Raw genomic sequence first — 24,645 nt, forward strand, 5'->3', positions numbered from 1 at the left:
CCCTCCGAGTGTAGATCGCCCCTCCGACACCGGGAGCGGTCAGGCGGTCCGCTGACGCGGCGCGGGCGAGGTGAGCGCCCCACCGACGTCCAGTCCGCGCCACGCGAGGGAGAAGCCGAGCACGGCGAGCGCCGACGTCGACACCGCCAGGAGCTGCAGGAGCGCGAAGGCGGTGAGGTCCTTCGTGTCGTCGGGGTAGTACTGGATGCCCTGGACGGCGAGAGCCGCGAGCAGCACCACCACGATCACCGAGCACACCAGGAGCAGCCGGTTCACCCCGCGCCGCGCGGGCCTCTTCGGCGCTCGGCCCACCTGGGCCCTGGTGGTCAGCCACGCGCAGGCGGCGGAGGCGGAGGCGAGCGCGACGAGGTCGGCCCCGAGGACGTCGCTCGCCCGGTGCCAGGAGGCGGCCATCGTCAGGTTGCCGACCAGCACCACGACCGCGCCGCCCAGCGCGAGCACGACGGTCCGCGCGCGCCCGGGGACGACCATCGCCAGGGCGAAGACCACCGAGACGGCCGCCGCGGTGTGCCCGCTCGGGAAGCTGCCGCCGGTGTACCAGGAGTCGGTGTCGACCAGCTCGGGCCGCTCGAGGACCACGTTCTTGAGCAGCTGGGTGAGCCCGGCCGTGACGACGATCGAGCCGACGGAGGCGAAGGCCAGCGCCGGGCGCCTCCGGATCAGCGCGATCGCCGCGACGAGCAGGGCGCCGACGACCATGGAGAGCGGGGTGACGTCCGCGAGCGCCCCCGCGGCGGCGCCGGTGGCCCGGCCGAAGACGAGGTCGGCGCCCCGGAGCCCCGAGTTCTCGACGCCCTGGCCCTGAGGGGTGAGCACGGCGAGCCAGTAGACGACGGCGACGCCGATCACGGCGAGGACGGCGGTGGTGATCCAGCGGCGGGTGATGCGCTCTCGGGTGGACACGGGGCCTCCTCTCGAGGGTCGGGCGGGCGGTGGTGAGCCGATGATGCCAGCGCAGCCTCCGCGTCCGCTCGGCACGCGCCGGACGAGAACCCGATCGGCGGACCGGTCAGCCGCGGAGCAGGCGCTCCTGCTCGGCCGCCCGCGCCTCGATCGCCAGATCGGGCTGGTCGGCGAAGACGCCGTCCACTCCCGAGCGGAGGATCATCGCGAACTCCTCCTGCCAGCCGCCGTACTCCGCCGGGTCCTTCCCGCGGCGGTGCACCTTCTCGAGGAACCGGTTCTCGGCGCGCAGCGTCCAGCAGTAGACCTCGAGCCCGGCCGCGTGCGCGTCCTCGACGAGCGGACCGGTCCCCGTCGCCCGGCCGGCCGCGTCCCGCGAGAAGAGCATGCTCTTGTCGACGCTGATCCCGTCGACGGCTCCGGCGAGGTTCCGCAGTCCCGCCGGCGTGGTGAAGGCGGAGTAGGGGGCCGCGTCGGCGCCGTGGGCGGCCACGAGGTCGGGCGGGGCGCCCCGCGACTCGAGCAGGTAGATCCGGCGGGTGCCGACTCCGCTCACCGCGAGCCGCTCCAGAACGGTCTTCTCGAAGCTCTCGATCGTGAGCCGCGGGTCGCGCGGACCCCAGCCCGCGGCGGCGAGCTCCTCGCGCAGCAGCACGTCCAGCGGCAGCCCGATCCCGGCGAAGTACGTCGCGTGCTTGATCTCGGCGACGAGCCCCGGCGGAGCGAGCGGATCGTCCTCCGCCGCCCGGTCCAGCAGCGCCAGCAGCTCGCTGAAGCGCAGCAGCGGGAACTGCCCGTCGAACGTGGCGCTGGAGCCGCGCACCGCCGGCAGCCGCTCGCGGGCCCGCAGCTCCGACAGCTCGTCCCAGGTGAAGTCCTCGGTGAACCAGCCGGTGATCTCGCGGCCGTCGATCCGCTTGGTGGTGCGGCGCGCGGCGAACTCCGGGCGCTTCTCGACGTCCGTCGTGCCGGAGATCTCGTTCTCGTGGCGGAGGACGAGCACGCCGTCGCGGGTCGCCACCAGATCGGGCTCGAGCGCATCGGCGCCCAGCGCGATCGCCAGCTCGTAGGCGGAGCGGGTGTGCTCCGGTCGGTAGCCGCTCGCTCCGCGGTGGCCGATGACGAGCGGTGACTGACGCGCGGGCATGCCGCGATCCTACGGGCGGCACTGCGCGGCTCGCAGCGGAGTCGAGGTCCGCTCGAAGAGAACAGCCAGACTCTGAGAGGTGCTCTCAGATATGGTGGTGTCCATCGTCGCAGTCCTCTCGGATCCGCGGCGCACTCCGCACCCACAGCGACTCAGATCCGCGAGTTCCCTCGGAGACCAGCGCACCTGAGAGAAGAGGAACCATGGCAAGCAACAATCCGGCCTTCGGACGCCCGGAGTTCAGCAACCGCGGCTACGCCGGCCGCGTGCAGGACCTCCCGGACGTCTCCCCCGGCACGCTCGACCAGATGTACTCCCGTCCGGCCGCCGGCTCCGTCGAGACCGACCGGATGACCGTCGAGGACACCCTCGCCAAGACCGCCCTCGCCTTCGTCGTGCTCCTCGCGGGTGCGGCCGTCGGCTGGTTCGTCCCGGGCCTGATGCTCCCCGCCGTGCTCGTCGCGCTGGTGCTGGGCATCGTCAACGCCTTCAAGAAGCAGCCGTCGCCGGCCCTGATCCTCGGCTACGCCGCGACCCAGGGCATCGCGGTCGGTGCGATCTCGAAGTTCTTCGAGAGCGCGTACGCCGGAGCGGTCGTCCAGGCCCTCATGGCGACCGTCATCGTGATCGGCGTCACCCTGGCGCTGTTCATGAACGGCAAGATCCGCACCTCGCCGAAGCTCAACAAGATCTTCTTCATCGGCATGATCAGCTACGCGGTGTTCTCGCTGGTGAACCTGGGCCTCGGCCTCTTCGGCGTCGGCGGCGGCTTCGGTCTCCGCACCGGCTTCATCGGCATCGTGATCGGCCTCATCGCCGTCGCGCTCGCCACGTACTCGCTCGTGATGGACTTCGAGTTCATCCAGCAGGGCGTGCGCAACCGCCTCCCCCGCATCTACGGCTGGACCGGCGCCTACGGCATCCTGGTCACCGTCGTCTGGATGTACCTGGAGATCCTGCGCCTCGTCGCGATCTTCCGCGAGTAGCACGGCGCACCACGTCCGACGGGCGCTCGACCTCCGGGTCGGGCGCCCGTCGTCGTTCCCGGCCCCAGCGCCGTTCCCGGTGCACTGCCGGGAGCGCCTGGCACGATGGAGGGATGAGCGCCGCAGACTCCCGGATCGTCGGCCTCGACGTCGCACGCGGCCTGGCCGTCCTCGGCATGTTCGCCGCCCACCTCGCCCCGGTCGAGAGCGAGATGCTCTGGAACGGCCGCAGCTCCGTCCTCTTCGCCGTGCTGGCGGGAGTGTCGATCGGGCTGATGACGGGCGGAGCACAGCGCTCCTCGCGGCCCTGGCACGACACGGGATCGATCCTGCTCCGCGGGCTGTACCTGCTCGTCATCGGCGTCGCCCTCACCCTGCTCGGGACGCCGATCGCGGTGATCCTGCCGCACTACGGGGTGATGTTCCTCGTCGCGGCGCTGCTGCTCTTCCTGCCGCGGGCGGTCCTCGCCCTGCTGGTCGCGGTCGCGGCGATCGCCGGGCCCCTCGCGGTCGACGCGCTGACGAGCGCCGGCGGCTCCTGGCTCTCGACCCTGTCGCCCGACGAGGCGCTCCTGGCCGCGCAGCCCCTCATCTGGCTCACCCAGTACTACCCGGTGCCGTCGTGGCTGGCGTACGTGGTACTCGGCCTCCTGATCGCGCGCTGCGACATCCGGTCCGCGACCACCCAGCGCCGGGTCGTCGTCGGCGGCGCCGTCTCGGCCGTGCTCGGCTACGGCGGCGGGCTGCTGCTCGGGGGTCCGGAGGCGGTGGAGGCGCACGCCAGCACCACTGCCGAGCTGCTCGGGGCGGGCGGGGTCGCCTGCGTCGTCCTCGGCGCGCTGACGGCTCTGCTGCAGCGGCTGCCGCTCCTGGCGCGGGCGGCGACTCCGATCGCGGCCGTCGGTGCGATGCCGCTGACGATCTACTCGCTGCAGCTCGTGGCGCTGGCGGTGTACCTGGTCCCGTACGAGCCGTTCGACTTCGAGGCGTGGCGCAGCTGGGCGCTGCTCGGCGTCTTCGTGGTCGGCTCGATCGTCGCCGCTCTCCTCTGGAGGCGGCTCGTGGGGCAGGGCCCGCTGGAGTGGCTGCTCGCGCGCGCGTCGCTGCGGCCTCGGGGTCCGCGTGCGGCGCTGGGTTAGGGTGGCCGGATGATCACGCGTCGCGAGGCCGCTCAGCGCCTCGACATCCCCCTCGAGATGGCGACGCGGCACGGCATCCCCACCCGTCTGTCGGAGGAGGAGCTCGCCGCCCTCGAGCAGGATCCGCCCGCCTGGCTCGTCCAGTCGCGCGCGAACCGCACCGGCAGGCGTCCCGTGTGGGTGACCCTCGACTGCGCCGTCTGCGGCCGCTCCGAGGCCGCCCGCCCGAAGAAGTGGTGGCCCGAGTTCACGTTCCTCGTCTGCGAGGACCACTCCCCCGCCTCCTGGCCGCACCACCCCGAGGGCCACCGCCGCGACGAGTACGACGGCATCGGCACCCGCTTCATCGGCGTGCTCGACACCCCCGCCTGACCCGCGCTCGCGCGCCTGCCGCCTGCACCTCGGCCCCCGGACCAGCGCCGACCCGCGTTCCCCGACCACCCGGCAGGAGCTCGCCTCTCGATCGGCACCCCCGGAACGTCCCCGCAGGGCCTCGAACCCCTGACCGCCACTCGGTACACCCCGCGAGGAACCGGTCGCCCCTGACCGATCCCCCGGCCGAACCGCGGCCACCCGTTCCCTGAACAGCCACCTGAGCTCGTTCCCCGACCTGCACCCGGGAACGGCCCCGCAGGGGCTCGTTCCCCACTACCTGCACCCAGGAACGGCCCCGCAGGAGCTCGTTCCCCACTACCTGCACCCGGGAACGGCCCCGCAGGGGCTCGTTCCCCCACCCGCTCCCCTCAACAAGAAACGGCCCCCTCGAAGGGAGCCGTTCCTGACGTTCCGCGGGTCTCCGCGCGGTCAGCTGCAAGGCGGAGAAGGGCGCGATACCGGAGGTATCGCAACCGCCGACAACGCCGCAGATGACCGTGCGGAGACCCGCGGAATCACTCCCACTCGATGGTGCCGGGGGGCTTGGACGTCACATCCAGCACCACCCGGTTCACGCCGCTCACCTCGTTGGTGATGCGGTTGGAGATGCGGGCGAGGAGGTCGTAGGGCAGGCGGGTCCAGTCGGCGGTCATCGCGTCTTCCGAGGAGACGGGGCGCAGGACGATGGGGTGGCCGTAGGTGCGGCCGTCGCCCTGGACTCCGACGGAGCGGACGTCGGCGAGGAGGACGACGGGGCACTGCCAGATCTCGGTGTCGAGGCCGGCGGCGGTGAGCTCGGCGCGGACGATGGCGTCGGCGTCCTGGAGGAGGTCGAGCCGCTCCTGGGTGACCTCGCCGACGATGCGGATGCCGAGGCCGGGTCCGGGGAAGGGCTGGCGGCCGACGATGACCTCGGGGAGGCCGAGCTCGCGGCCGATCGCGCGGACCTCGTCCTTGAAGAGGGTGCGGAGCGGCTCGACGAGGGCGAACTGCAGGTCCTCGGGGAGTCCGCCCACGTTGTGGTGGGACTTGATGTTGGCGGTGCCGGTGCCGCCGCCGGATTCGACGACGTCGGGGTAGAGCGTGCCCTGGACGAGGAAGTCGATCGTCTCGCCCTCGCCCTGCGCTTCGAGCACGAGCGCTTCGGCGGCGGCCTCGAAGGTGCGGATGAACTCGCGGCCGATGATCTTGCGCTTCTGCTCCGGGTCGCTGACGCCGGCGAGCGCGTCGAGGAACTGCTCGCGCGCGTCGACGGTGACCAGGCGGACGCCGGTCGCGGCGACGTAGTCCTCCTCGACCTGGCGGCGCTCGTCCTTGCGGAGGAGTCCGTGGTCGACGAAGACGCAGGTGAGCTGATCGCCGATGGCGCGGTGCACGATCGCAGCGGCGACGGCGGAGTCGACTCCGCCGGACAGGCCGCAGATGACGCGTCCGGTGCCGACCTGCTCGCGGATCACGGCGACCTGGTCGTCGATCACGTTGGAGGAGTTCCAGTCGGCCGGGATGCCCGCGGCGCGGTGGAGGAAGTTCTCGATGACGGCCTGGCCGTAGGCGGAGTGCTTGACCTCCGGGTGCCACTGCACGCCGTAGAGGCGGCGCTCGTCGTTGCCGAAGGCGGCGACCGGGGTGGAGCTCGTGGAGGCGAGGACCTCGAAGCCCTCGGGCGCCTGTGCGACCGAGTCGCCGTGGCTCATCCACACCGTCTGGTCGGCGGGCTGCTCGCCGAGGAGCACGCCACCGTCGGTCGAGAGGGCGGCATCCGTCGCTCCGTACTCGCGCAGCCCCGTGTTGGCGACCTCGCCGCCGAGCGTCTTCGCCATCACCTGGAAGCCGTAGCAGATGCCCAGGACCGGGACCCCGAGGTCGAAGATCGCGGGGTCGAGCTGCGGGGCGCCCTCCTCGTACACACTGGACGGGCCGCCCGAGAGGATGATGCCGACGGGCGACTTCGCGGCGATCTCGGCGGCCGTGGCGTTGGAGGGCACGATCTCGGAGTAGACGTTCGCCTCGCGGACCCGGCGGGCGATCAGCTGCGCGTACTGCGCGCCGAAGTCGACGACGAGGACGGGCTGCGCGGCCAGGTGCGGCTGGGGAGCGGTGGGCTGCTCGCTAATGGGGGGCCTCCACGGAGTCGGTCGGGGTCTTCGGGTCGGTGCCGGCGGTCCGGCGCTCGAGATACTGCTCGACCTCGCGGGCGATGCGGGTCTCGACGAAGAAGGAGAGGGTGGGCACCACGCCGCCGAGCGCGATGAGCACGAAGCGCGTGAACGGCCAGCGCATGAGGCTCCACAGGCGGAAGTCGGCGAAGAGGTAGACGACGTAGAACCAGCCGTGCGCGATCAGGATGCCGGTGGACAGGTTCGCGCCGGTGCCGCTCGACGTGAACTCGCCTCCGGGCACCTCGTACATCGGGGCGAAGTGCAGGACGCCCTGCTGGCCGAAGGCGAACAGCTCGAGGTGGAAGACGTACTTGAGCAGCATCTCCGCGCAGAGCAGGAGCAGCATCACGCCGGTGATGATCGAGGTCACCCGGTAGAAGCGCAGCGCGCTCCGGATCGCAGGGAACTGCGCGGGCTTGGGCTCGAGGGGCATGACGACCAGTTTACGGTGCGGGGGCGGGGGCCTCGGCCCGGTCGCCCAGGTCGGCGCGGGCGCGCTCCTCGGCGTCGAGCGCCTCCTCGGCCTCGCGCTCCCACGCGTCCTTGACGAGGCGGAACCAGAGGTAGAGGGCGAAGCCGGCGAAGACGACCCACTCGATCGCGTAGAAGACGTTGAGCCAGTTCAGCGAGACGTCGCTCACGCGCGCCGGGGAGTCGATGGCCCCGAGGCCGGCGACCGGCTCGTCGACGACGACGTAGCCCTGGTAGACGTCCTGCGGCGGATCCGGCCAGCGGTTGATCAGCGCGGGGACGGAGAGCGCGGTGAGGGTGGCGGGGTCCAGGCCCTCCGCCGGCACCTCCGCCGCCTCGTTGGCCACGAGGCGGCCGGTGAAGGAGGAGGGCGCCTGCTCGCTCCCGCTGTTGAGCGCGTTCGCGACGGACTGCGCCTGCGTCTCGTCCTGCGTCCAGCCGTAGGCGAGCACCAGGTCGGCGTCGGCGGTGCGGGTGCGGGCGATGACCCACCAGCCCGGCTGCTCGCCGTTCAGGCGGCCGCCGAGGATCTCGGCACCGCCCGGCACGAAGACGGACGAGCCCTCCACGCGCTGTCCGTCGGCGGTCGCCGTGATCGAGCGGGAGGGGGTCGCGACCTCGGCGAGCGGGAGCGTCGTCTCCGACACTCCGGAGTCGGGCGCGGCGGCTTCGACCGCGCGGCCGACCTGCCACTGCCCGAGCGCGGCGAAGAGCCCGGCGATCAGGAGTGCGAGCGCCAGCGCGGCGATCCAGCGCGGGCGCCGGGCCACCTGCCCGACCGTGCTCTGCGTCATTCGTCCCTCGTCCGCCCTCGATCCGTGCGGTGTCCCGCGGGCCGGATCGAGCCTAACCCGTGAGTGTGGGAGCTCCGTGGGATCAGTAGTCGGGCTCCCTCGGGCGGCGGGGCCGGGCGTCGTCGGCGCCGTCGGACTGCTGCATCGCCTGGTCGATGAGCGCCTGACGCATCGGATCGGGGAACTCGTCGTCGAGCTCGTCCGGCTCCGCGGGGCGCCTCGGAGGAGCGGGGGCCTCCTCCGCGGAGACGGCGGGCGCGGCCATCGCCGCCTCCACGAGCGCGAAGTCCTCCTCGTCCATGGCCGTGGCCGCTGCGGGTGCCGGGCGGTGCCGCCGCCGCGAGAGGAACGCGCCGATGCTCTCGGAGCGCGAGGCGAGGATCGGCCCGACGATCGCCATGATCAGCACGTAGAGGCCGGCGAAGGGCTGGATCCGCTCGTCGAGCCCCGCCGAGAGCGAGAGCGTCGCCAGGATGAGCGCGAACTCGCCGCGGTTGTGCAGGATGAACGCCGCGTTCAGGCCCGCGCGCGGTCCGAGCTTGTTGAGCCACGCGACGAACTGCCCCGCGCCGAGGTTGAGGACGATGGTCATCACCGCGGCGATCAGCACCGGGACCACGACGCTCGGGAACGCGCCGGGATCCAGCCCGAGACCGAAGTTGACGAAGAAGAAGGCTCCGAACACGTCGCGCAGCGGGATCGCGATGTGCTCGACCCTCGACCGGAACCGCGTCGCTCCGATGACCAGTCCGATCAGGAACGCGCCGATCGCATCCGTCACTCCGAGGACCTCGCCGATGCCGCCGAACAGGATGGCGAGACCGAAGAACAGGATCGTGAACAGCTCGTCGTCGCGAGTGCGGAAGAAGCGGGAGACGACCTTCCCGCCCCAGCGGGCGATCGCGAACATCACCACGAGGAACGCGAACGCGATGACGAGCTTGAGCACCACCGGCCACGGCTCCGTCTCGCCCGAGAGCACGACGGACACGATCGCCAGGTAGACCGCGATGAAGATGTCCTCGACGACCGTGACGCCCAGGATCATCGGCGTCTCGGGGTTCGCCAGGCGCTTGAGCTCGATCAGCAGCTTGGTGACGATCGCGCTCGAGCTCGTCGCCGTGATACCGGCGATGATCAGCGCCTCGCGGCTCCCCCAGCCCAGCGCGAAGCCGAAGCCGAGGCCGACGGCCATGTTGACCGCGATGTAGGAGCCGCCGGAGAGGATCAGACGGCCGGCGTTCCCGAAGAACTCGTCCTGGTCGAACTCCAGGCCGAGGTTGAACAGCAGCAGGATCAGCCCGAAGACCGCGGTCAGCTCGATGTAGCTCGACTCGAAGTCGAGCGGGAAGAGGTGGAAGTTCGGGCTCGCGAGGAGCCCGACGACCATGTAGATCGGGATGGCCGGGAGCCCGATCGTCCTCCCCAGCCGGCCGAGGACGTAGGCGACGACGAACAGGACGCCGAGGACGATGAGGTCTTCGCCGTGGTGCATCCTCAGGCTCCGGGCGGGGCGTCGACCGTCTTGGCGAAGCTGCCGGTGCGGAAGAACGCGAACGCCTTGGCGACCTTCTCGGGGCTGCCGGCGACCACGAGGGTGTCGCCGGGGAAGACGCGGAAGTCGGGGGCCGGCGCCGGATTGGCGGCGTCGCCCCGGACCACGGCGACGACGGTCAGCCCGACGATCCCTCGGTCGGCGGGCTTGCCGAGCTGCTGTCCGGCGATGTGGTCGTCGTAGTCGACGGTGAACCAGTCGATCGAGAGGCCCGGGATCTGATCGAGCGCGGTCAGCGACTCCGTGATCTGCGTGCCGCCGAGGAGCTCGGCGAGGGTGTGCGCCTCGTCGTCGCTCAGGCGGAGGGACACCTTGGCGCCGTCCTGGTCGCCCTCGGCGAACGTGATCAGGTCGCTGTGGCCGGAGCGGTGGGCGATGACCCCGACCTTGCCGCCGTCGGCCGTCAGGAACGTGTGCAGAACGCCGACACCGGGCAGTTTGACCCTGCGGACCTCGACCATGCGTGCTCCCTCCGCGCCGTGCGGCGCTCCCACTCGGGACTTCCAGCTTAGGCGCGTGCGGAGCCCTCCTGCCGAGGGAACCCCGACCCGTCGAGGGATCCCGCAGTTCCCGACGGCCTCGGCGGTCCTGCGTTCCCTCGCTGCCCACAGGTGGTGGGGGGAGTCTCCACAGGAGGAGCGGAGGGAGGGAAAGGGGGGCGGAAGCGTGCAGTGGGGATCCGTCGAGACGGGGCGTGAGGCCGGTCGGAAGAGCTCGTGCGGCTGCACCGCGGTACGCGCCGACCGGCGAGTGGGCGGGGGCCTCCGCGGACGAGCGGCAGCGGGCGCGGATCGACGCCGTGGCCGCGACCTGGAGCGCGCCCTTCGTCCTCCGCGAGTCGGCGGCGGCGGCGGTCCGGGACGCCCCTTGGTCGAGCCTCTTGCGGAGACCGTGCATGTCGAGGGGCGACGGACCCGGGCAGCCGGACGTGGAGCGGCGTCGCGGAGCGCTCGTCCGCCCTCACCCGCACTGATCGACGGACTCGCCGTCTCGGATCTCGCGCAGACCGCCGTCGATCCGAACCGACCCGGCGTTCCTCGGGGGCCGCTCGCCCGAGCACGTGCTTCTCGCCCAGAAGCGCCGGGAAGACCGGATCCGCGCGCGCGGGTCCGCAGTGTCGTCCGCCGGGCTGGCGCGAGGCCTAGGACGCCAGCACGTCCGGCCGGCCCGCGCCGGCGTCCGCCGCGTCCAGGGACCCCCGGGCCGTCGAGGGAGCCCGCTGTTCGCGGTGGCCTCGACGGTCAGGATCGCCTCGGTCGGTGAGCGTCAGCTGGGCTGGTACGGCGCGACGACGACCTCGACCCGCTGGAACTCCTTGAGGTCGGAGTAGCCGGTCGTCGCCATCGAGCGGCGCAGGGCGCCGATGAGGTTCGCCGTGCCGTCGGCGCCGGTCGCCGGGCCGTACAGGACCTGCTCGAGGGTGCCGACGGTGCCGACCTCGACGCGGCGGCCGCGCGGCAGCTGCGGGTGGTGCGCCTCCGCGCCCCAGTGCCAGCCGCCGCCCGGAGCGTCGGTCGCGCGGGCCAGCGCCGAGCCGAGCATCACGGCGTCCGCGCCCACCGCGACGGCCTTCACGATGTCGCCGGAGGTGCCGAGGCCGCCGTCCGCGATGACGTGCACGTAGCGTCCGCCCGACTCGTCGAGGTAGTCGCGGCGAGCGCCGGCGACATCGGCGACCGCGGTCGCCATCGGAGCCTGGATGCCGAGCGTCGTGCGGGTGGTGGAGGCGGCACCGCCGCCGAACCCGACGAGGACGCCCGCGGCGCCCGTGCGCATGAGGTGCAGGGCCGCGGTGTAGGTGGAGGCGCCGCCGACGATGACGGGCACATCGAGCTCGTAGATGAACTTCTTGAGGTTCAGCGGCTCGGTATCGCGCGAGACGTGCTCGGCCGACACGGTCGTGCCGCGGATGACGAACACGTCGACCCCGGCGTCGACGACGGTCTGGTACAGCTCCGCGGTCCGCTGGGGCGACAGGGCCCCGGCGACGGTCACGCCCGCGGCGCGGATCTCGGCCAGGCGCGCGGTCACCAGCTCGGGGCGGATCGGAGCGGAGTAGATCTCCTGCATCCGCTGCGTCGCGGTCTCGGCCGGAAGCCGGCGGATCTCCTCGAGCAGCGGCTCCGGGTCCTCGTACCGCGTCCACAGACCCTCGAGGTCGAGGACGCCCAGCGCCCCCAGATGCCCGAGCCGGATCGCCGTCGCCGGCGACACCACCGAGTCCATCGGCGCGGCGAGAATCGGCGTCGCGAACTGGTACGCGTCGATCGACCACTTCACCGACACGACCTCGGGGTCGCGCGTCCGGCGGCTCGGGACGACGGCGATGTCGTCGAAGGCGTACGCGCGGCGGGCGCGCTTGGCGCGCCCGATCTCGATCTCCATGACGCAGAGTTTACTGTGGCTCGCTCCTCGCTCCGCTCGTCGCTCGCCCGCGGTCGGCCCGAGCGGGCGGTCGCGTTCCGCAGAGCGTCCTACGTCCGCGCTACGCCGATCCGCTCGCACGCGGATCGCCGGTTACCGCTGAGCGGTGTCAGCTGTGGCTCGCTCCTCGCTCCGCTCGTCGCTCACCCGCGGTCGGCTTGTGCGAGTGGTCGCGTTCCGCAGAGCGTCCAGCGTCCGCACCACGACGATCCGCTGGAACGCGGATCGCCGGTCACCGCTCCCACCTTGCTCCGCAGCGCTCAGCAACCGCCGTGTCCGCCCGTACGGGCGGTTGCGTTCCGTAGAGCGGGTCACGTCCGCGCTACGACGATCCGCTGGCACGCGGATCGCCGGTTCGCGCTACCACCTTGCTCTGGAAAGCCCGGTCGCTCGCCCGGGGTCGGCTAGAGCGGGTGGTCACGTGGCGCAGAGCGGGTGGCGGCACCCCTTCCCTGCGTCACGGGAGGCGGACGCCCTCCCGGCGCAGTCGCGGCGGCGCCCGGCGCCGCTCGCGCTGCGTCCCCCGCCCCTCAGCCGAGAATCGGTGCTCGTCTCCCGGAGGGAGGCGGCGGATCGGGATCGCGGCCCCTCCGGCGTGGTGGGCGTATGGGCCGCAGGGCCATCGGGCAGAGGGGCCGCGATCCCGATCCGCCGCCGGCCCCCACCAGACCCCTCAGCGCCGGTAGTTCGGCGCCTCCACCACCATCTGCACATCGTGCGGGTGCGACTCCTTCAGCCCGGCCGCCGTGATGCGCACGAACTTCCCGCGCTCCTTCAGCTCGGGGATGGTGCGCGCTCCGACGTAGAACATCGACTGGCGGAGCCCGCCGGCGAGCTGGTACGCCACGTTGGCGAGCGGGCCGCGGTAGGGCACCTGGCCCTCGATGCCCTCGGCGATCAGCTTGTCGTCGGTGGGCACGTCGGACTGGAAGTAGCGGTCCTTCGAGTAGGAGGTCCGCTCGCCGCGGGTCTGCAGGGCGCCGAGGGAGCCCATGCCGCGGTAGGTCTTGAACTGCTTGCCGTTCTGGAACACGAGGTCGCCGGGGCTCTCCTCGCAGCCCGCGAGGAGCGAGCCGAGCATCACGGTGTCGGCGCCGGCGACGAGCGCCTTGGCGATGTCGCCGGAGTACTGGAGGCCGCCGTCGGCGATCACCGGCACGCCGGACTCGCGCGCGGCGAGGGACGCCTCGTAGACCGCGGTGACCTGCGGGACTCCGACGCCGGCGACGACGCGGGTGGTGCAGATCGAGCCGGGGCCGACGCCGACCTTGATGGCGTCGGCGCCCGCGTCGACGAGGGCCTGCGCCCCGGAGCGGGTCGCGACGTTGCCGCCGATGACGTCGACGCCGGCGAACGCGGAGTCGGACTTCAGGCGGCGGATGATGTCGAGCACGCCGGCGGAGTCGCCGTTGGCGGTGTCGACGACGATCACGTCGACGCCCGCGTCGAGCAGGGCGGTGGCGCGCTGCCAGGCGTCGCCGAAGAAGCCGATCGCGGCGCCGACCCGGAGGCGGCCCTCGTCGTCCTTCGTGGCGTTGGGGTACTGCTCCGACTTGTCGAAGTCCTTGACCGTGATGAGGCCGGCGAGCTTGCCCTGCGCGTCGACGAGCGGCAGCTTCTCGATCTTGTGCTGCGCGAAGAGGGCGATGACCTCGCTGTCGGGGATGCCGACGCGGCCCGTGATCAGGCCGGTGCTGGTCATGACGTCGCGGACGAGCGTGGTCGCCTTCTCGAACGGCGAGACGAAGCGCATGTCGCGGTTGGTGATGATGCCCACGAGCACGCCGGTGGAGTCGACGACGGGGAGGCCGCTGATCCGGTACTGGCCGCAGAGGTCGTCCACCTGGGCGACGGTGGCGTCCGGGGTGGCGGTGACGGGGTTCGAGACCATGCCCGACTCGCTCCGCTTCACCCGGTCGACCTGGTCGGCCTGGTCGGCGATGGAGAGGTTGCGGTGCAGGACGCCGAAGCCGCCCTGGCGGGCCATCGCGATCGCCATGCGCGCCTCGGTGACGGTGTCCATCGCCGCGGAGAGCAGCGGGGTCGCCACGCTGATGCGCTTGGTGAGACGGGAGGCCGTGTCGGCCTCGCTCGGGATGACGTCGGTGTGCCCCGGGAGGAGCATGACGTCGTCGTAGGTGAGTCCGAGGAATCCGAAGGGATCCGGCTGGTCCATCAATGCCCCTTAGCAGGTCGAGTGCGGGAGCCCGGAGAGGACGGGAGGAGTCCGCTCACGAGCGCCACGGTTGTTCGATCTTAAGCGCCGCAGGGCCCGCGGTATTCCTCGACGGCGCGGCCGCCGGGCCGCGGATGGGCGCTGGAGCGCTCTCCTCTCCCTCATAATGTCGTCACGCGTAAGTGCGGACGGTGAAACACCGCCGACACATGCGGAACGTATGGTCAACCAACGTTGTTTGACGACGGCGATTCGGGCGTGCCCGGAGACCCCATCCGTCTGTGCACCCTGACGAGAGGTAGACGTCTTGCTCACAGCCAGCCGTTCGATGCGCCGCCAGCGCTCGACGACCCTGCATCCGACGGACCGGGAGGCGCCCCGTGGATAGGAGACGCCCGAGGCTCCGAGACCGGCTCCTGGCCCTGGGTCTGCTCGCCGCGACCCTCACCGGGATCGCCGCAGCAGCCCCCGCCGCACTCGCCGCCACCACCGCCGACCAGTCGATCATCGCCTGGGTCCGCGTGCAGGGGACGAACGAGAACCTGACGGGGGTGACCGTCGAGATCGGCGGCGACGCCTCCGCGACCGTGACCACCGGCGAGGACGGCCGGGCCACGTTCCCCCTCGACGCCGCGGGCACCTACACGGTGACCGTCGACGAGGAGTCCCTGCCCGCCGACAAGGGCTACCCCGCCGCGGGTCAGAACCCGAAGCAGGTGAAGATCGTCGCCTCGCAGAACCAGATCGTCAACTTCATCGTCTCGACGGCCAACCCGAAGGGCTCCGGAGCGACCGTCCCGGTCCCGACGGACTCCGCGGCTCCGACGAGCCCCGCGACCGAGGGCACGACCGGCAACGACGCGACGAACCCCGACGGGACGTCCAACGCGGTGAACCAGCCGGTGTCGGCCGACACGTTCTGGATCATCTTCTGGCCGAAGGTCGTCACCGGCCTGATCTTCGGGCTCCTGATCGCCCTCGCGGCGATCGGCGCCTCGCTGATCTACGGCGTGACCGGCCTGAACAACTTCGCCCACGGCGAGCTGGTCACCTTCGGCGCGCTGATGGCGTACCTCTTCTCCGGGGTCTTCGGACTCCCGGCGCTGCTGGCCATCCCGATCGCGGTGATCCTCGGCGGGGCCTTCGGCTTCGTCCAGGACGGACTGCTCTGGAAGCCGCTGCGGAAGAAGGGCATCCAGCTCATCCCGCTGATGATCGTGACGATCGGCCTCTCGCTGGCCCTGCGCTACGTGTTCGTCTTCTTCTTCGGAGCCGACCGCCTCTCGCTCCCCAACAGCACCGCTCCGTTCTTCACGGTGCCGGAGCTCGGGATCAGCCTGAAGTTCACCGACATCGTCGGCGCCGTCGTCGGCGTCGTCTGCATCGTCGCCGTGGCCTACGTCCTCACGAAGACGAAGATCGGCAAGGCGATGCGGGCGGTCTCGGACAACCGGGCCCTCGCCTCCGCCTCGGGCATCAACGTCGAGCGCGTCATCCGCGTCGTCTGGGTGATGTCGGGCGCTCTCGCCGCGCTGGCGGGCGTCTACATCGGCTACTACCAGTCGCTGCGCTGGGACACGGGAGCGTCGATCCTGCTGCTGATCTTCGCGGCGATCACGCTCGGCGGACTCGGCTCCGCCTACGGCGCGCTGGTCGGCTCGCTCATCATCGGACTGATGATGAACATCTCGACGATCTGGATCCCGGAGAACCTCAAGTACGTGGCTCCGCTCGTTCTCATGATCATCATCCTCCTGGTCAGGCCGCAGGGAATCCTGGGCCGCAAGGAACGGATCGGCTAGGACACCATGAACCTCAACTTCATCTGGCTGGCGATCGGGCAGATCGTCGATCCCACTGTCGCCGCGTACGCGCTGGCGACCATCGGCCTGGTCATCCACTTCGGATTCACGGGGCTGCTCAACTTCGGACAGGCCGGCTTCATGGCGGTGGGCGGCTACGCCTTCGCCATCACCTCGGTCAAGTTCGAATGGCCCGTCTGGGGCTCCTTCCTCGCGACGATCGTCGCGGCGACCGTCTTCGCGCTCATCCTGGGCATCCCGACGCTGCGGCTGCGGGCCGACTACCTCTCGATCGTCACGATCGCGGCGGCGGAGATCATCCGGCTCTCGGTCAAGACCCCCGAGTTCTCGGCGATCACCGGCGGCTCGGAGGGCATCAACGGCGCGGCGAAGGCGTTCAACGACCTCAACCCGCTCCCCGAGGGCCGCTGGGGCATCGGCGTCCTCACCTACAGCCAGGACCAGTGGTGGGTGCGGATCGTCGGCTGGGGCCTCGTGCTCCTGGCCTGCCTCCTGGTGTTCCTCCTGATGCGCAGCCCCTGGGGCCGCGTCATCAAGGGCATCCGCGAGGACGAGGACGCCGTGCGCTCGCTCGGCAAGAACGTCTTCTCGTACAAGATCCAGGCGCTCATCCTGGGCGGCGTGCTCGGAGGCCTCGCAGGAGCGCTGTTCATCCTCCCCCGCTCGCTCCAGCCCGACAACTACGGCACCCAGCTCACGTTCTTCCTCTACACGATCATGCTGCTGGGCGGCGCCGCGACGGTCTTCGGACCCGTCGTCGGCTCGATCATCTTCTGGGTCGTCCTCGGTCTGACCGACGGACTGCTCACGCTCGGGATCGACACCGGGGTCCTCAACAACGACCTCATCCGCCTCACCACCGTGCAGACCGGGCCCATCCGGTTCATCGTGGTGGGGGTAGCCCTCATGCTCCTGGTGATCTTCAGACCCCAGGGGATCTTCGGCAAGAAGAAGGATCTGCACTTTGCCTAAGACGCCGGTCTCGGACATCACCGAGGAAGCAATCGTCCCCGGGGTCAGGAAGAAGGACCCCATCGTCGTCGCCGACAACGTCAGCCGCCGCTTCGGCGGCCTGACCGCGGTCGACGTCGAGCACCTCGAGATCCCCCGCGGATCCATCACCGCCCTGATCGGCCCGAACGGGGCCGGAAAGACCACGTTCTTCAACCTGCTGACGGGCTTCGACAAGCCCAACACCGGCAAGTGGAACTTCAAGGGCAAGAACCTCGCCAACGTCCCGGCCTACCGGGTGTCGCGGATGGGCATGGTGCGCACGTTCCAGCTCACCAAGGCGCTCGGCGGCATGACGGTGCTCGAGAACATGCTGCTCGGCGCGAAGGGGCAGAAGGGCGAGAACATCTTCACCTCGCTCATCCGCCCGCTGTGGTCGAAGGAGGAGGACTCGATCGAGCAGCGCGCGATCCGCCTGCTCGAGAAGTTCAAGCTGGACACGAAGCGGGACGACTACGCGTCGAGCCTGTCGGGCGGCCAGAAGAAGCTGCTCGAGATGGCGCGGGCGCTGATGTCGGAGCCCGAGCTCGTCATGCTCGACGAGCCGATGGCCGGCGTGAACCCGGCGCTGACGCAGTCGCTCCTGGGTCACATCGTGAACCTGAAGGACGAGGGCATGACCGTGCTCTTCGTCGAGCACGACATGCACATGGTCAACACGATCGCCGACTGGGTGATCGTGATGGCCGAGGGCAAGGTCGTCGCCGAGGGCCCGCCCTCGACCGTGATGAACGACCCGGCCGTCATCGACGCGTACCTCGGCGCGCACCACGACACCGACCTGGGCACGATCGAGGGCCAGCTCGAGATCGCCGAGGAGATGGACTCCGACCTCGTCCGCGAGGACGTGGAGCGGCAGGCGGAGCAGGCCGGCATCCCGACGCCCGGCCACGACGCTCCGGCGGCCGGAACGGCGTCCCCGTCGGCCTCCGCGCCGACGAGCGTCGCCCCGACGACCGACGCCCCGGCCGTCGAATTCGAGAAGGACGAGAGATGACCGCCGACACGACGACTCCGAACACCCTCGAGACGCACGATCTGCACGCGGGCTACGTGCCGGGGGTCAACATCCTCAACGGCTCGAACGTCTACGTGAAGCGCGGCGAGCTCGTCGGGATCATCGGCCCGAACGGCGCCGGCAAGTCGACGCTGCTGAAGGCGATGTTCGGCCTGGTCAACATCCGCCAGGGCACCGTCCTGCTGAACGGCGAGGACATCACCGGGCTCAAGGCCGACAAGCTGGTGTCCAAGGGCGTGGGCTTCGTGCCGCAGAACAACAACGTCTTCCCGTCGCTCACCATCGAGGAGAACCTCGAGATGGGCATGTACCAGAAGCCGAAGCTGTACAAGGAGCGGCTCGAGTTCGTCACCGAGCTCTTCCCGGAGCTCAGCAAGCGGCTCAAGCAGCGCTCGGGGTCGCTCTCGGGCGGTGAGCGCCAGATGGTGGCGATGTCGCGGGCTCTGATGATGGACCCGTCGATGCTGCTGCTCGACGAGCCCAGCGCCGGCCTGTCCCCGATGCGGCAGGACGAGACCTTCGTCAACGTGCAGCGGATCAACCGCGCGGGCGTCTCGATCATGATCGTCGAGCAGAACGCGCGGCGGGCGCTGCAGATCTGCGACCGCGGCTACGTACTCGACCAGGGCCGCGACGCCTACGAGGGCGCGGGCCGGGAGCTGATGAACGATCCGAAGGTCATCGAGCTCTACCTGGGCACGCTCGCGACGACCAACGAGGTCACCACGAGCACCCCGACCGTCGGCGGCTGACCCCCGCTGCGAAGGGCCCGTCGTCTCCGGACGGCGGGCCCTTCGTCGTCGCCGGGGAGCGGAGCGGGCGCGAGCGGGGCCGATGCGGCTCCGGGGCGGAGGCGGGGCGGAGGCGGGGCGGCTCGCCCAGGGCGCCGTGCCGCTCGGAGACCACTCGGAGCAGGGCGGGAAGGCAGGCGGCTCACGCCCCGGAGACGCGCCGGCACGGGGTACCGGAGAAGGGAGGCGAGGGAGCTGCTCTCCCGGCGCGGACACGCCTTCACGGTCTCTCCGCGATGCCCGCCGAACCCCCGGGAAGTCGGCGGAACGACGGTCTGGAAACTCAGTCTCCTGTCCGCGGGACGAGGGCAGGACAGCGAGAGTCTCTCCGCACCAGCGACCCCCACGAGGGGGACAGGATATCGCCCTGCCTGCCGTAGTTTTGGGGACACGGGACAGCCCTGCAGGGGAACGTCCCGCTCCCCTCTCCCCCGGTAGGGACCGCGATCGGTCGCCGATCTCCTCCCCTCCCCGCAGCGCCTCGAGCGCCGCGTCGTCCGCCTCGAAGGAGCCGACCATGAAGAGCTACACCCCCGCCCCTGTGGAACTCGGAGCCGGCTTCGGCACCGGTGCGATCGGCGACTACGAGCGCTGGCGCGTCGTCGGCGTCTACGCCCAGGTCGTCATCGCCGAGACCACCGGCGGCAAGCGCCGCAACTACAGCCGTTCCTTCGTCACGTACCGCCTGGCGCAGGAGGCGGAGCTGCTCCGCGCCTCCTAGGTCCTCCGCACTCCACGAGCGCGCGTCCTCCCTCGGGAGGGCGCGCGCTTCTGCGTTCCCGCTCGACGTCGTCGCTCCCGCCCGCGGTACGGCAGGGCGCCCCTCGAGGCCGGGAGAGGCGCTCGGAGGCGTTCACAGGCCGTCTGAGCCGCTCCTCCTCCCGGGTGGCTCCTCGACGCGACGCCAGGCCCTGGACGCCGCGCAGCCGTCCGCCCGCACCCGACAGCGGACGACCGCCGCGCCTCGCTGCGTCCGCGCGACCGGCGCGTCTCCGCCTCTGCCCTCCGGGAACGGCGAAGGGGCCCGGTCCGAAGACCGAGCCCCTCAGGGATGCGGCAGGAGCCGCGTCACCGCGTCGTCAGTTCAGCGAACCCTCGACGGTCTCCTCGAAGGAGGTGGTGTTGCCCGTGCCGTACTTGTAGATCGAGACCGAGGCCTCGCTGGTGTCGCCGTTCTCGTCGAACGAGATCGGGCCGGAGAGGCCGTCGTAGTCGACGTCCTCGCCGTCGGCGATGAGCTTCGCGCAGTCGGCGAAGGTCGTGCACTTGGTGCCGCCCTCCGAGACCGACATGAGGTTGTCGCGGATGGTCGCACCGTCCGTCGCCCCGCCCTGGAGCGCGGCGAGAGCGGTCAGGACCGTGGCGTCGTACGACTCCGGCGCGTAGCTGAACACGGTCAGCGCGTCGTTGCCCTGCGACTCGACGAGCGACTGCAGCTTGCCCTGGAAGTCCTCGGACGCCTGGACGCCCGGGTTGGTGAACTGCGCGCCGGCGATGTCGACGTTGGTGTCGGACTCGCCGATGACGCCGTAGTTGCCGTCCGTGCCGTAGAGCTTCGAGAAGTCGAAGCCCTTGGCCGAGAGCTGCTCCGCGATGGTCTTGATCTCGTCGAACGAGATGACGACCAGCGCGTCGGGGTTCGGGGCGAGGACCGAGGTCAGCGCCGAGTTGAAGTCGGTCGAGGCCGGCTCGAAGATCTCCTCGGCCGCGACGGATGCTCCGCCCGCCTCGAGGGTCTCCTTGATGTTCTTCTCGAGGCCGGTGCCGTACGCGTCGTTCATGTACAGGATCGAGACGTTGGTCTTGCCGTCGCCGAGGATCTTGTTGCCGAGGATGCGGCCCTGGAGCACGTCCGAGGGAGCGGTGCGCCAGTAGTAGCCGTCGTCGTCGTAGGTCGTGAAGTCCGGCGAGGTGTTGGCCGGCGAGATCTGGACGACGCCCGCCTGGGTCACCTGGTCGATGAAGGTCTTCGAGACGCCCGAGGACGCCGCGCCGATGATGGCGGAGACGTTGTCGGCGATGAGGGACGTGGCCGACTGCGTCGCGATGTCGGTCGTGGTGTCGCCCGAGTCCTTCTGCTCCACGTCGATCGTGATGCCGGCCTTGGCGTCGTTGATGTCGACGACCGCCTGGTCGACGCCCGCGATCTCGGGCGGGCCGAGGACGGCGAGAGTGCCGGTCTGGGGAAGGATCGTGCCGATCTTCAGGGACAGGTCGCCCGAGCCGCTGTCGCCGCCCGATCCGCTGTCGCCGCCGCCGGCGCAGCCGGCGAGGACGAGAGCGCTGGCGCCCAGAATGGCGACGCCGCCGAGGGTTGCCCGGAGGGACCGCGCGCGGGCCGAGCCGGCCTTCGCGTAAACGCCCATGTTGCTCCTTGAGAGGTGTGTGTCAGTGGGAGCGGCGCCGGTGGCAACCGCTCGGCCAACCTAACCTCCGAAGCAGCCGTGAACAATACAGGGGTGTTACCAATACGTTTCGCGACCGGATCGTTACCATTCCGCTGTCGCGCCGCGTCAGGACGACGCGTTCCGCAGATCAGACGGACGATCGGCGCCGTCTGCGCTCCGCGGCGACGAGGTCGCCTGAGAAGATCGCCAGGGCGGCCCACACCAGCGCGAAGCCGATCCAGCGCTCGAGCGGCATCTCCTCGTGCAGCACGAAGGCCCCGACGAGGAACTGCAGGAACGGCGTCAGGTACTGCACGAAGCCGACGATCGACAGCGGGAGGCGCCGGGCGGCGCCCGCGAACAGGAGCAGCGGGACGGCCGTGACGATCCCGGCCGAGGCGAGGATGAGGGCGTGCCCCGTCCCCTCCGTCGTCAGGGTCAGCCCCACCGTGGAGCCGACGACCGCCAGCTGCACGACGGCGAGCGGCGTCAGCCAGAGCGTCTCGAGCGTCAGCCCGCCGACCGCGTCCACCGTGCCGCCGACGCGGCTCTTCACCAGGCCGTAGAGGCCGAACGAGAAGGCGAGGGCGAGCGAGATCCACGGGAAGGATCCGTAGCCCACCGCGATGACCAGCACCGCGACCGCGCTGACGCCCATCGCGGCCCACTGCAGTGGCCGGAGGCGCTCGCGCAGCACCAGGACGCCCAGCAGCACCGTGACCAGCGGGTTCATGAAGTAGCCCAGGGCCGCCTCGATGACGTGGCCCGTGGTCGTGGCGATCACGTAGACCTGCCAGTTGACGTAGATGAGCACGCCCGCGATCGCCATCACTCCGAGCAGGCGGGGGCGGCGCAGCAGCGCGCCGAAGGAGCGCCAGCCACGGAGGACCGTGAGCAGGATCACGCAGAAGACGAGCGAGAAGAGCACTCGGAACGCGACGATCTCGAACGGCGAGGCCGGCGCCATCGCGATGAAGTAGAGGGGCATCGCACCCCAGAGCAGGTAGGCCGAGAACGCGAACAGCAGCCCCGTGCCGGACATCCCGCCCGGGCGTCCCGCCGCTCCGAGCGCCTCCACTCCTTCGCCGACGGGCACGTCCGACGGGGACGGCGAGACGGACTCGGCAGGGGTGCGGGAGCTGGTCACTCCCCCGATGCTACGCAGGCGCGGGGTGAGGAGACGGCCCCGTAGCGGTCGGATCAGGCCACTGGTCGCGAGGAGGACCGGGAACGACGGAAGGGCCCGCCGACCGAGGTCGACGGGCCCTTCCGAGGGATGCTGCCTAGCGGACGACGACCGCGAGGACGTCGCGAGCGGAGAGGACCAGCAGGTCCTCGCCACCGAACTTGACCTCGGTTCCGCCGTACTTGGAGTAGATCACCTTGTCGCCGACGGCGACGTCGAGCGGCACGCGGTTGCCGTTGTCGTCGATGCGACCGGGTCCGACGGCGACGACCTCGCCCTCCTGCGGCTTCTCCTTGGCGGTATCGGGGATGACGAGACCGGAAGCGGTCACCTGCTCCGCCTCGACCTGCTTGATGACGATGCGATCTTCGAGCGGCTTGATGGACACCGACACGGTTGACCTCTTTCTTGACGACGATGTGGGCGGAACGCGGTTCTGGCACACACGCTCCGAGAGTGCTAGATCCATCGTAGGGGCTCCGCTGGCACTCGTGCAATCAGAGTGCCAAGCGGGGCGGCGGACCCGCCGGGAGGCCGTGGCCTACCATGGCCGGATGCGACGCGACGAGCTGGTCGAGCTCCTCTCCCCCGAGGGCCTCCGGCTCCTCGACTCCCTCGACGGCTACCGGTCCGACGACCTGGTGCGGGCCGTGGCACGCCTCCGGGCCGCCGGCCACTCCCCCGTCCTCGTCGCCGCGGTGCTCACCCAGGCGAGGCTCCGGCAGAAGGCGGAGGCGAAGTTCGGCGAGTTCGCCCGCTCGATGCTCTTCACGGACGCGGGACTCGAGCAGGCGACGCGGCTGCGCGTCGCCGCCCTGCACGCCGGCCGGTTCGCCGCGGCGGGAGCGGCGCGCGTCGCCGACCTCGGCAGCGGGATCGGCGGCGACGCCCTCGCGATGGCCGCGATCGACCTGGCGGTCACCGCCGTCGAGGCCGACGAGGTCACCGCGACCCTGGCCAGCTTCAACCTCGCCCCGTTCCCCGCGGCGAGCGCCGTGCACTCGACGGCCGAGGCCTTCGACCTCGACGGCTTCGACGCCGTCTACCTGGACCCGGCACGCCGCACGGCGGGCCACCGCGAGACCCGCCGGCTCGACGATCCGGACGACTACTCCCCCTCGCTCGACTTCGCGTTCGGCCTGGCCGAGCATCGTCCCGTGGGCGTGAAGGTGGGTCCCGGCTTCGACCGCGAGCGCCTGCCGCGGGACGCCGAGGCGCAGTGGGTCTCGGTCGACGGGGAGCTGGTCGAGACCGGGCTCTGGTTCGGTTCTCTGGCGCGCCCGGGCGTGCGCCGCTCCGCTCTGCTGCTCGGCGCGACCGGCTCCTCCGAGCTCACCGCGGCGGGCGACAGCGAGGACGAGGAGGTCGGCCCCCTCGGCGCGTTCGTGCACGAGCCGGACGGCTCCGCGATCCGTGCGCGCCTCCTGGGCGAGCTCGCGCGCTCCAGCGGCTCGCGGATGCTCTCGCCCGGCATCGCCTACCTGACGGGCGACGATGCAACCGCCTCGCCCTTCCTCCGCAGCTTCCGGGTCCTCGCCGAGCTGCCGCTGGACGAGCGCACGCTGGCGAAGGAGCTGCGCACCCGCGGCATCGGCGTGCTCGAGATCAAGAAGCGCGGGGTGGACGTCGACCCCGCCCGCTTCCGCAAGCGGCTGGGCCTCTCCGGCACCGGCAGCGCGGTGCTGATCCTGACGCGGATCGCCGGGCGCCACCGCGCGCTGCTCGCGGAGCGCGTCGAGCGGCCCGCGCCGGCTCAGTAGCCGGAGGTGCCGGCGGCGAGGGCCACCACGACGAAGACGAGGAAGACCGCCAGGTAGATCAGCGAGACGGCGATGCCGGCGAACCCGGTGATGATCGCGGTCAGCGCGAAGCCGCGCGCGGCCGGCTCGCGCCGGCGTCCGAGGAAGCCGAGCACGACGGCCGGAGCCGACAGCAGGAAGCCGAAGCCGGCGGCGAAGAGCGTGATGACCAGGCCGACGATGCCGAGGATCATCCCGACGAGGCTCAGCGTGCGGGGGACGACGGGCGCCGGTGCGGCCGCGTAGGCGGCGGGGTGGCCGGGCGCGGAGGAGTAGGCGGGCGCCGAGGGGTACGCGGGCGGGGGCGGCGGCGACCCGTAGGCCGGCGGCGCGGAGTCGGCGAGCGGCACCGACGGCTGCGACGCGGCCGAGGGCGGAGCGGGCGGGGCAGGGGGGACGGGCGGGGCCGGCGGGACCGGGACGGAGCCGTGCTGCTCGTCGGAGCCGGGGCCGGGACGGGTGCTGTCGTCGCTCATGGCG

Annotated in this window: 22 protein-coding genes; 9 read left to right on the forward strand and 13 right to left on the reverse strand. The window is 71.2% G+C overall.

Annotated elements, in window-relative coordinates; genetic code table 11:
- Positions 1-39 precede the first annotated feature (39 nt).
- A complete protein-coding gene (locus GSU40_RS12300) occupies positions 40-924 on the reverse strand; it encodes a phosphatase PAP2 family protein (protein WP_160035153.1) in 885 nt (294 codons plus the stop codon).
- 106 nt (positions 925-1,030) lie between these two features.
- The gene (locus GSU40_RS12305; RefSeq protein ID WP_160035155.1) at positions 1,031-2,071 is read right to left on the reverse strand and encodes a glycerophosphodiester phosphodiesterase family protein; all 1,041 of its coding nucleotides are present in this window, start codon (positions 2,069-2,071) and stop codon (positions 1,031-1,033) included.
- 203 nt (positions 2,072-2,274) lie between these two features.
- Between GSU40_RS12305 and GSU40_RS12310 the strand changes: the two genes are divergently transcribed.
- The 3 genes from GSU40_RS12310 (at position 2,275) to GSU40_RS12320 (ending at position 4,568) form a co-directional block, all read left to right on the forward strand.
- Complete coding sequence (locus GSU40_RS12310) at positions 2,275-3,057, forward strand: Bax inhibitor-1/YccA family protein (RefSeq protein ID WP_104224741.1); 783 nt, start codon at positions 2,275-2,277, stop codon at positions 3,055-3,057.
- A gap of 113 nt (positions 3,058-3,170) precedes the next feature.
- Complete coding sequence (locus tag GSU40_RS12315) at positions 3,171-4,196, forward strand: DUF418 domain-containing protein (RefSeq protein ID WP_160035157.1); 1,026 nt, start codon at positions 3,171-3,173, stop codon at positions 4,194-4,196.
- A 9-nt stretch (positions 4,197-4,205) separates the two neighbouring features.
- Positions 4,206-4,568, forward strand: a complete 363-nt coding sequence (locus GSU40_RS12320) for a hypothetical protein (RefSeq protein ID WP_104224739.1) — start codon at positions 4,206-4,208, stop codon at positions 4,566-4,568.
- Between the two features lie 518 nt (positions 4,569-5,086).
- Here the strand turns inward: GSU40_RS12320 and guaA are convergent.
- The 7 genes from guaA to guaB all read right to left on the reverse strand — a co-directional run bounded on the left by guaA (position 5,087) and on the right by guaB (position 14,150).
- A complete protein-coding gene (guaA, locus tag GSU40_RS12325) occupies positions 5,087-6,652 on the reverse strand; it encodes a glutamine-hydrolyzing GMP synthase (RefSeq protein ID WP_104227304.1) in 1,566 nt (521 codons plus the stop codon).
- Positions 6,653-6,680: 28 nt separating this feature from the next.
- Complete coding sequence (locus tag GSU40_RS12330; protein WP_104234169.1) at positions 6,681-7,163, reverse strand: DUF3817 domain-containing protein; 483 nt, start codon at positions 7,161-7,163, stop codon at positions 6,681-6,683.
- A 10-nt stretch (positions 7,164-7,173) separates the two neighbouring features.
- Complete coding sequence (locus tag GSU40_RS12335) at positions 7,174-7,995, reverse strand: SURF1 family cytochrome oxidase biogenesis protein (protein WP_160035159.1); 822 nt, start codon at positions 7,993-7,995, stop codon at positions 7,174-7,176.
- 82 nt (positions 7,996-8,077) lie between these two features.
- Positions 8,078-9,490, reverse strand: coding sequence for a cation:proton antiporter (locus GSU40_RS12340; protein WP_104234167.1), 1,413 nt, complete (start codon positions 9,488-9,490; stop codon positions 8,078-8,080).
- Between the two features lie 2 nt (positions 9,491-9,492).
- Positions 9,493-10,011, reverse strand: coding sequence for a TrkA C-terminal domain-containing protein (locus tag GSU40_RS12345; protein ID WP_068256939.1), 519 nt, complete (start codon positions 10,009-10,011; stop codon positions 9,493-9,495).
- 805 nt (positions 10,012-10,816) lie between these two features.
- Positions 10,817-11,935: a GuaB3 family IMP dehydrogenase-related protein gene (locus GSU40_RS12350; protein WP_104224734.1), complete on the reverse strand. Its 1,119-nt coding sequence runs from the start codon at positions 11,933-11,935 to the stop codon at positions 10,817-10,819.
- Between the two features lie 712 nt (positions 11,936-12,647).
- Positions 12,648-14,150 (reverse strand): IMP dehydrogenase, encoded by a 1,503-nt coding sequence (gene guaB / locus GSU40_RS12355; protein ID WP_160035161.1) that lies wholly within the window; start codon positions 14,148-14,150, stop codon positions 12,648-12,650.
- Between the two features lie 380 nt (positions 14,151-14,530).
- On the opposite strand from guaB, the gene GSU40_RS12360 reads away from it, so the two are divergent.
- The 5 genes from GSU40_RS12360 (at position 14,531) to GSU40_RS12380 (ending at position 19,514) form a co-directional block, all read left to right on the forward strand.
- Positions 14,531-15,952: a branched-chain amino acid ABC transporter permease gene (locus GSU40_RS12360; protein ID WP_104224732.1), complete on the forward strand. Its 1,422-nt coding sequence runs from the start codon at positions 14,531-14,533 to the stop codon at positions 15,950-15,952.
- Positions 15,953-15,958: 6 nt separating this feature from the next.
- The gene (locus GSU40_RS12365; RefSeq protein WP_104224731.1) at positions 15,959-16,945 is read left to right on the forward strand and encodes a branched-chain amino acid ABC transporter permease; all 987 of its coding nucleotides are present in this window, start codon (positions 15,959-15,961) and stop codon (positions 16,943-16,945) included.
- A complete protein-coding gene (locus GSU40_RS12370; protein WP_104251056.1) occupies positions 16,938-17,981 on the forward strand; it encodes an ABC transporter ATP-binding protein in 1,044 nt (347 codons plus the stop codon). The genes GSU40_RS12365 and GSU40_RS12370 overlap by 8 nt, the downstream gene beginning before the upstream one ends.
- Positions 17,978-18,754: an ABC transporter ATP-binding protein gene (locus GSU40_RS12375; RefSeq protein WP_104224729.1), complete on the forward strand. Its 777-nt coding sequence runs from the start codon at positions 17,978-17,980 to the stop codon at positions 18,752-18,754. Before GSU40_RS12370 ends, GSU40_RS12375 begins: the two co-directional genes overlap by 4 nt.
- A gap of 556 nt (positions 18,755-19,310) precedes the next feature.
- On the forward strand, positions 19,311-19,514 hold the full coding sequence (locus tag GSU40_RS12380; RefSeq protein WP_104234164.1) for a hypothetical protein: 204 nt from the start codon (positions 19,311-19,313) through the stop codon (positions 19,512-19,514).
- A gap of 358 nt (positions 19,515-19,872) precedes the next feature.
- Here the strand turns inward: GSU40_RS12380 and GSU40_RS12385 are convergent, their stop codons facing one another.
- From GSU40_RS12385 to groES, 3 genes are all read right to left on the reverse strand, one after another.
- On the reverse strand, positions 19,873-21,159 hold the full coding sequence (locus GSU40_RS12385) for an ABC transporter substrate-binding protein (protein ID WP_160035163.1): 1,287 nt from the start codon (positions 21,157-21,159) through the stop codon (positions 19,873-19,875).
- A 169-nt stretch (positions 21,160-21,328) separates the two neighbouring features.
- The gene (gene rarD, locus GSU40_RS12390) at positions 21,329-22,222 is read right to left on the reverse strand and encodes an EamA family transporter RarD (protein ID WP_104224726.1); all 894 of its coding nucleotides are present in this window, start codon (positions 22,220-22,222) and stop codon (positions 21,329-21,331) included.
- 241 nt (positions 22,223-22,463) lie between these two features.
- Entirely contained in the window at positions 22,464-22,760 is a 297-nt protein-coding gene (gene groES / locus GSU40_RS12395) for a co-chaperone GroES (RefSeq protein ID WP_097167691.1), read from the reverse strand.
- Positions 22,761-22,920: 160 nt separating this feature from the next.
- Here groES and GSU40_RS12400 point away from each other — a divergent pair, with 160 nt between their 5' ends.
- Positions 22,921-24,126 carry an SAM-dependent methyltransferase gene (locus GSU40_RS12400; RefSeq protein ID WP_160035165.1) on the forward strand — a complete coding sequence of 402 codons (1,206 nt, stop codon included), beginning with the start codon at positions 22,921-22,923 and terminating at the stop codon, positions 24,124-24,126.
- Here GSU40_RS12400 and GSU40_RS12405 read toward each other — a convergent pair.
- Positions 24,120-24,641 carry a DUF4190 domain-containing protein gene (locus GSU40_RS12405; protein ID WP_104308780.1) on the reverse strand — a complete coding sequence of 174 codons (522 nt, stop codon included), beginning with the start codon at positions 24,639-24,641 and terminating at the stop codon, positions 24,120-24,122. The two genes, GSU40_RS12400 and GSU40_RS12405, sit on opposite strands and share 7 nt — an antisense overlap.
- Positions 24,642-24,645 lie beyond the last annotated feature (4 nt).

The organism is Rathayibacter sp. VKM Ac-2805, assembly GCF_009834265.1.
In the GTDB taxonomy this organism is placed as follows: domain Bacteria; phylum Actinomycetota; class Actinomycetes; order Actinomycetales; family Microbacteriaceae; genus Rathayibacter.

What these genes read in the sequence shown, in the direction of transcription:
- GSU40_RS12375 (WP_104224729.1), top strand. Translation starts at nt 17,978, where the DNA reads ATGACCGCCGACACGACGACTCCGAACACCCTCGAGACGCACGATCTG.
- GSU40_RS12335 (WP_160035159.1), bottom strand. Translation starts at nt 7,995, where the DNA reads ATGACGCAGAGCACGGTCGGGCAGGTGGCCCGGCGCCCGCGCTGGATC.
- GSU40_RS12405 (WP_104308780.1), bottom strand. Translation starts at nt 24,641, where the DNA reads ATGAGCGACGACAGCACCCGTCCCGGCCCCGGCTCCGACGAGCAGCAC.
- GSU40_RS12310 (WP_104224741.1), top strand. Translation starts at nt 2,275, where the DNA reads ATGGCAAGCAACAATCCGGCCTTCGGACGCCCGGAGTTCAGCAACCGC.
- GSU40_RS12385 (WP_160035163.1), bottom strand. Translation starts at nt 21,159, where the DNA reads ATGGGCGTTTACGCGAAGGCCGGCTCGGCCCGCGCGCGGTCCCTCCGG.
- rarD (WP_104224726.1), bottom strand. Translation starts at nt 22,222, where the DNA reads ATGTCCGGCACGGGGCTGCTGTTCGCGTTCTCGGCCTACCTGCTCTGG.
- GSU40_RS12365 (WP_104224731.1), top strand. Translation starts at nt 15,959, where the DNA reads ATGAACCTCAACTTCATCTGGCTGGCGATCGGGCAGATCGTCGATCCC.
- GSU40_RS12330 (WP_104234169.1), bottom strand. Translation starts at nt 7,163, where the DNA reads ATGCCCCTCGAGCCCAAGCCCGCGCAGTTCCCTGCGATCCGGAGCGCG.
- GSU40_RS12345 (WP_068256939.1), bottom strand. Translation starts at nt 10,011, where the DNA reads ATGGTCGAGGTCCGCAGGGTCAAACTGCCCGGTGTCGGCGTTCTGCAC.
- guaB (WP_160035161.1), bottom strand. Translation starts at nt 14,150, where the DNA reads ATGGACCAGCCGGATCCCTTCGGATTCCTCGGACTCACCTACGACGAC.
- GSU40_RS12400 (WP_160035165.1), top strand. Translation starts at nt 22,921, where the DNA reads ATGCGACGCGACGAGCTGGTCGAGCTCCTCTCCCCCGAGGGCCTCCGG.
- GSU40_RS12350 (WP_104224734.1), bottom strand. Translation starts at nt 11,935, where the DNA reads ATGGAGATCGAGATCGGGCGCGCCAAGCGCGCCCGCCGCGCGTACGCC.
- GSU40_RS12315 (WP_160035157.1), top strand. Translation starts at nt 3,171, where the DNA reads ATGAGCGCCGCAGACTCCCGGATCGTCGGCCTCGACGTCGCACGCGGC.
- GSU40_RS12380 (WP_104234164.1), top strand. Translation starts at nt 19,311, where the DNA reads ATGAAGAGCTACACCCCCGCCCCTGTGGAACTCGGAGCCGGCTTCGGC.
- GSU40_RS12305 (WP_160035155.1), bottom strand. Translation starts at nt 2,071, where the DNA reads ATGCCCGCGCGTCAGTCACCGCTCGTCATCGGCCACCGCGGAGCGAGC.
- GSU40_RS12340 (WP_104234167.1), bottom strand. Translation starts at nt 9,490, where the DNA reads ATGCACCACGGCGAAGACCTCATCGTCCTCGGCGTCCTGTTCGTCGTC.
- GSU40_RS12320 (WP_104224739.1), top strand. Translation starts at nt 4,206, where the DNA reads ATGATCACGCGTCGCGAGGCCGCTCAGCGCCTCGACATCCCCCTCGAG.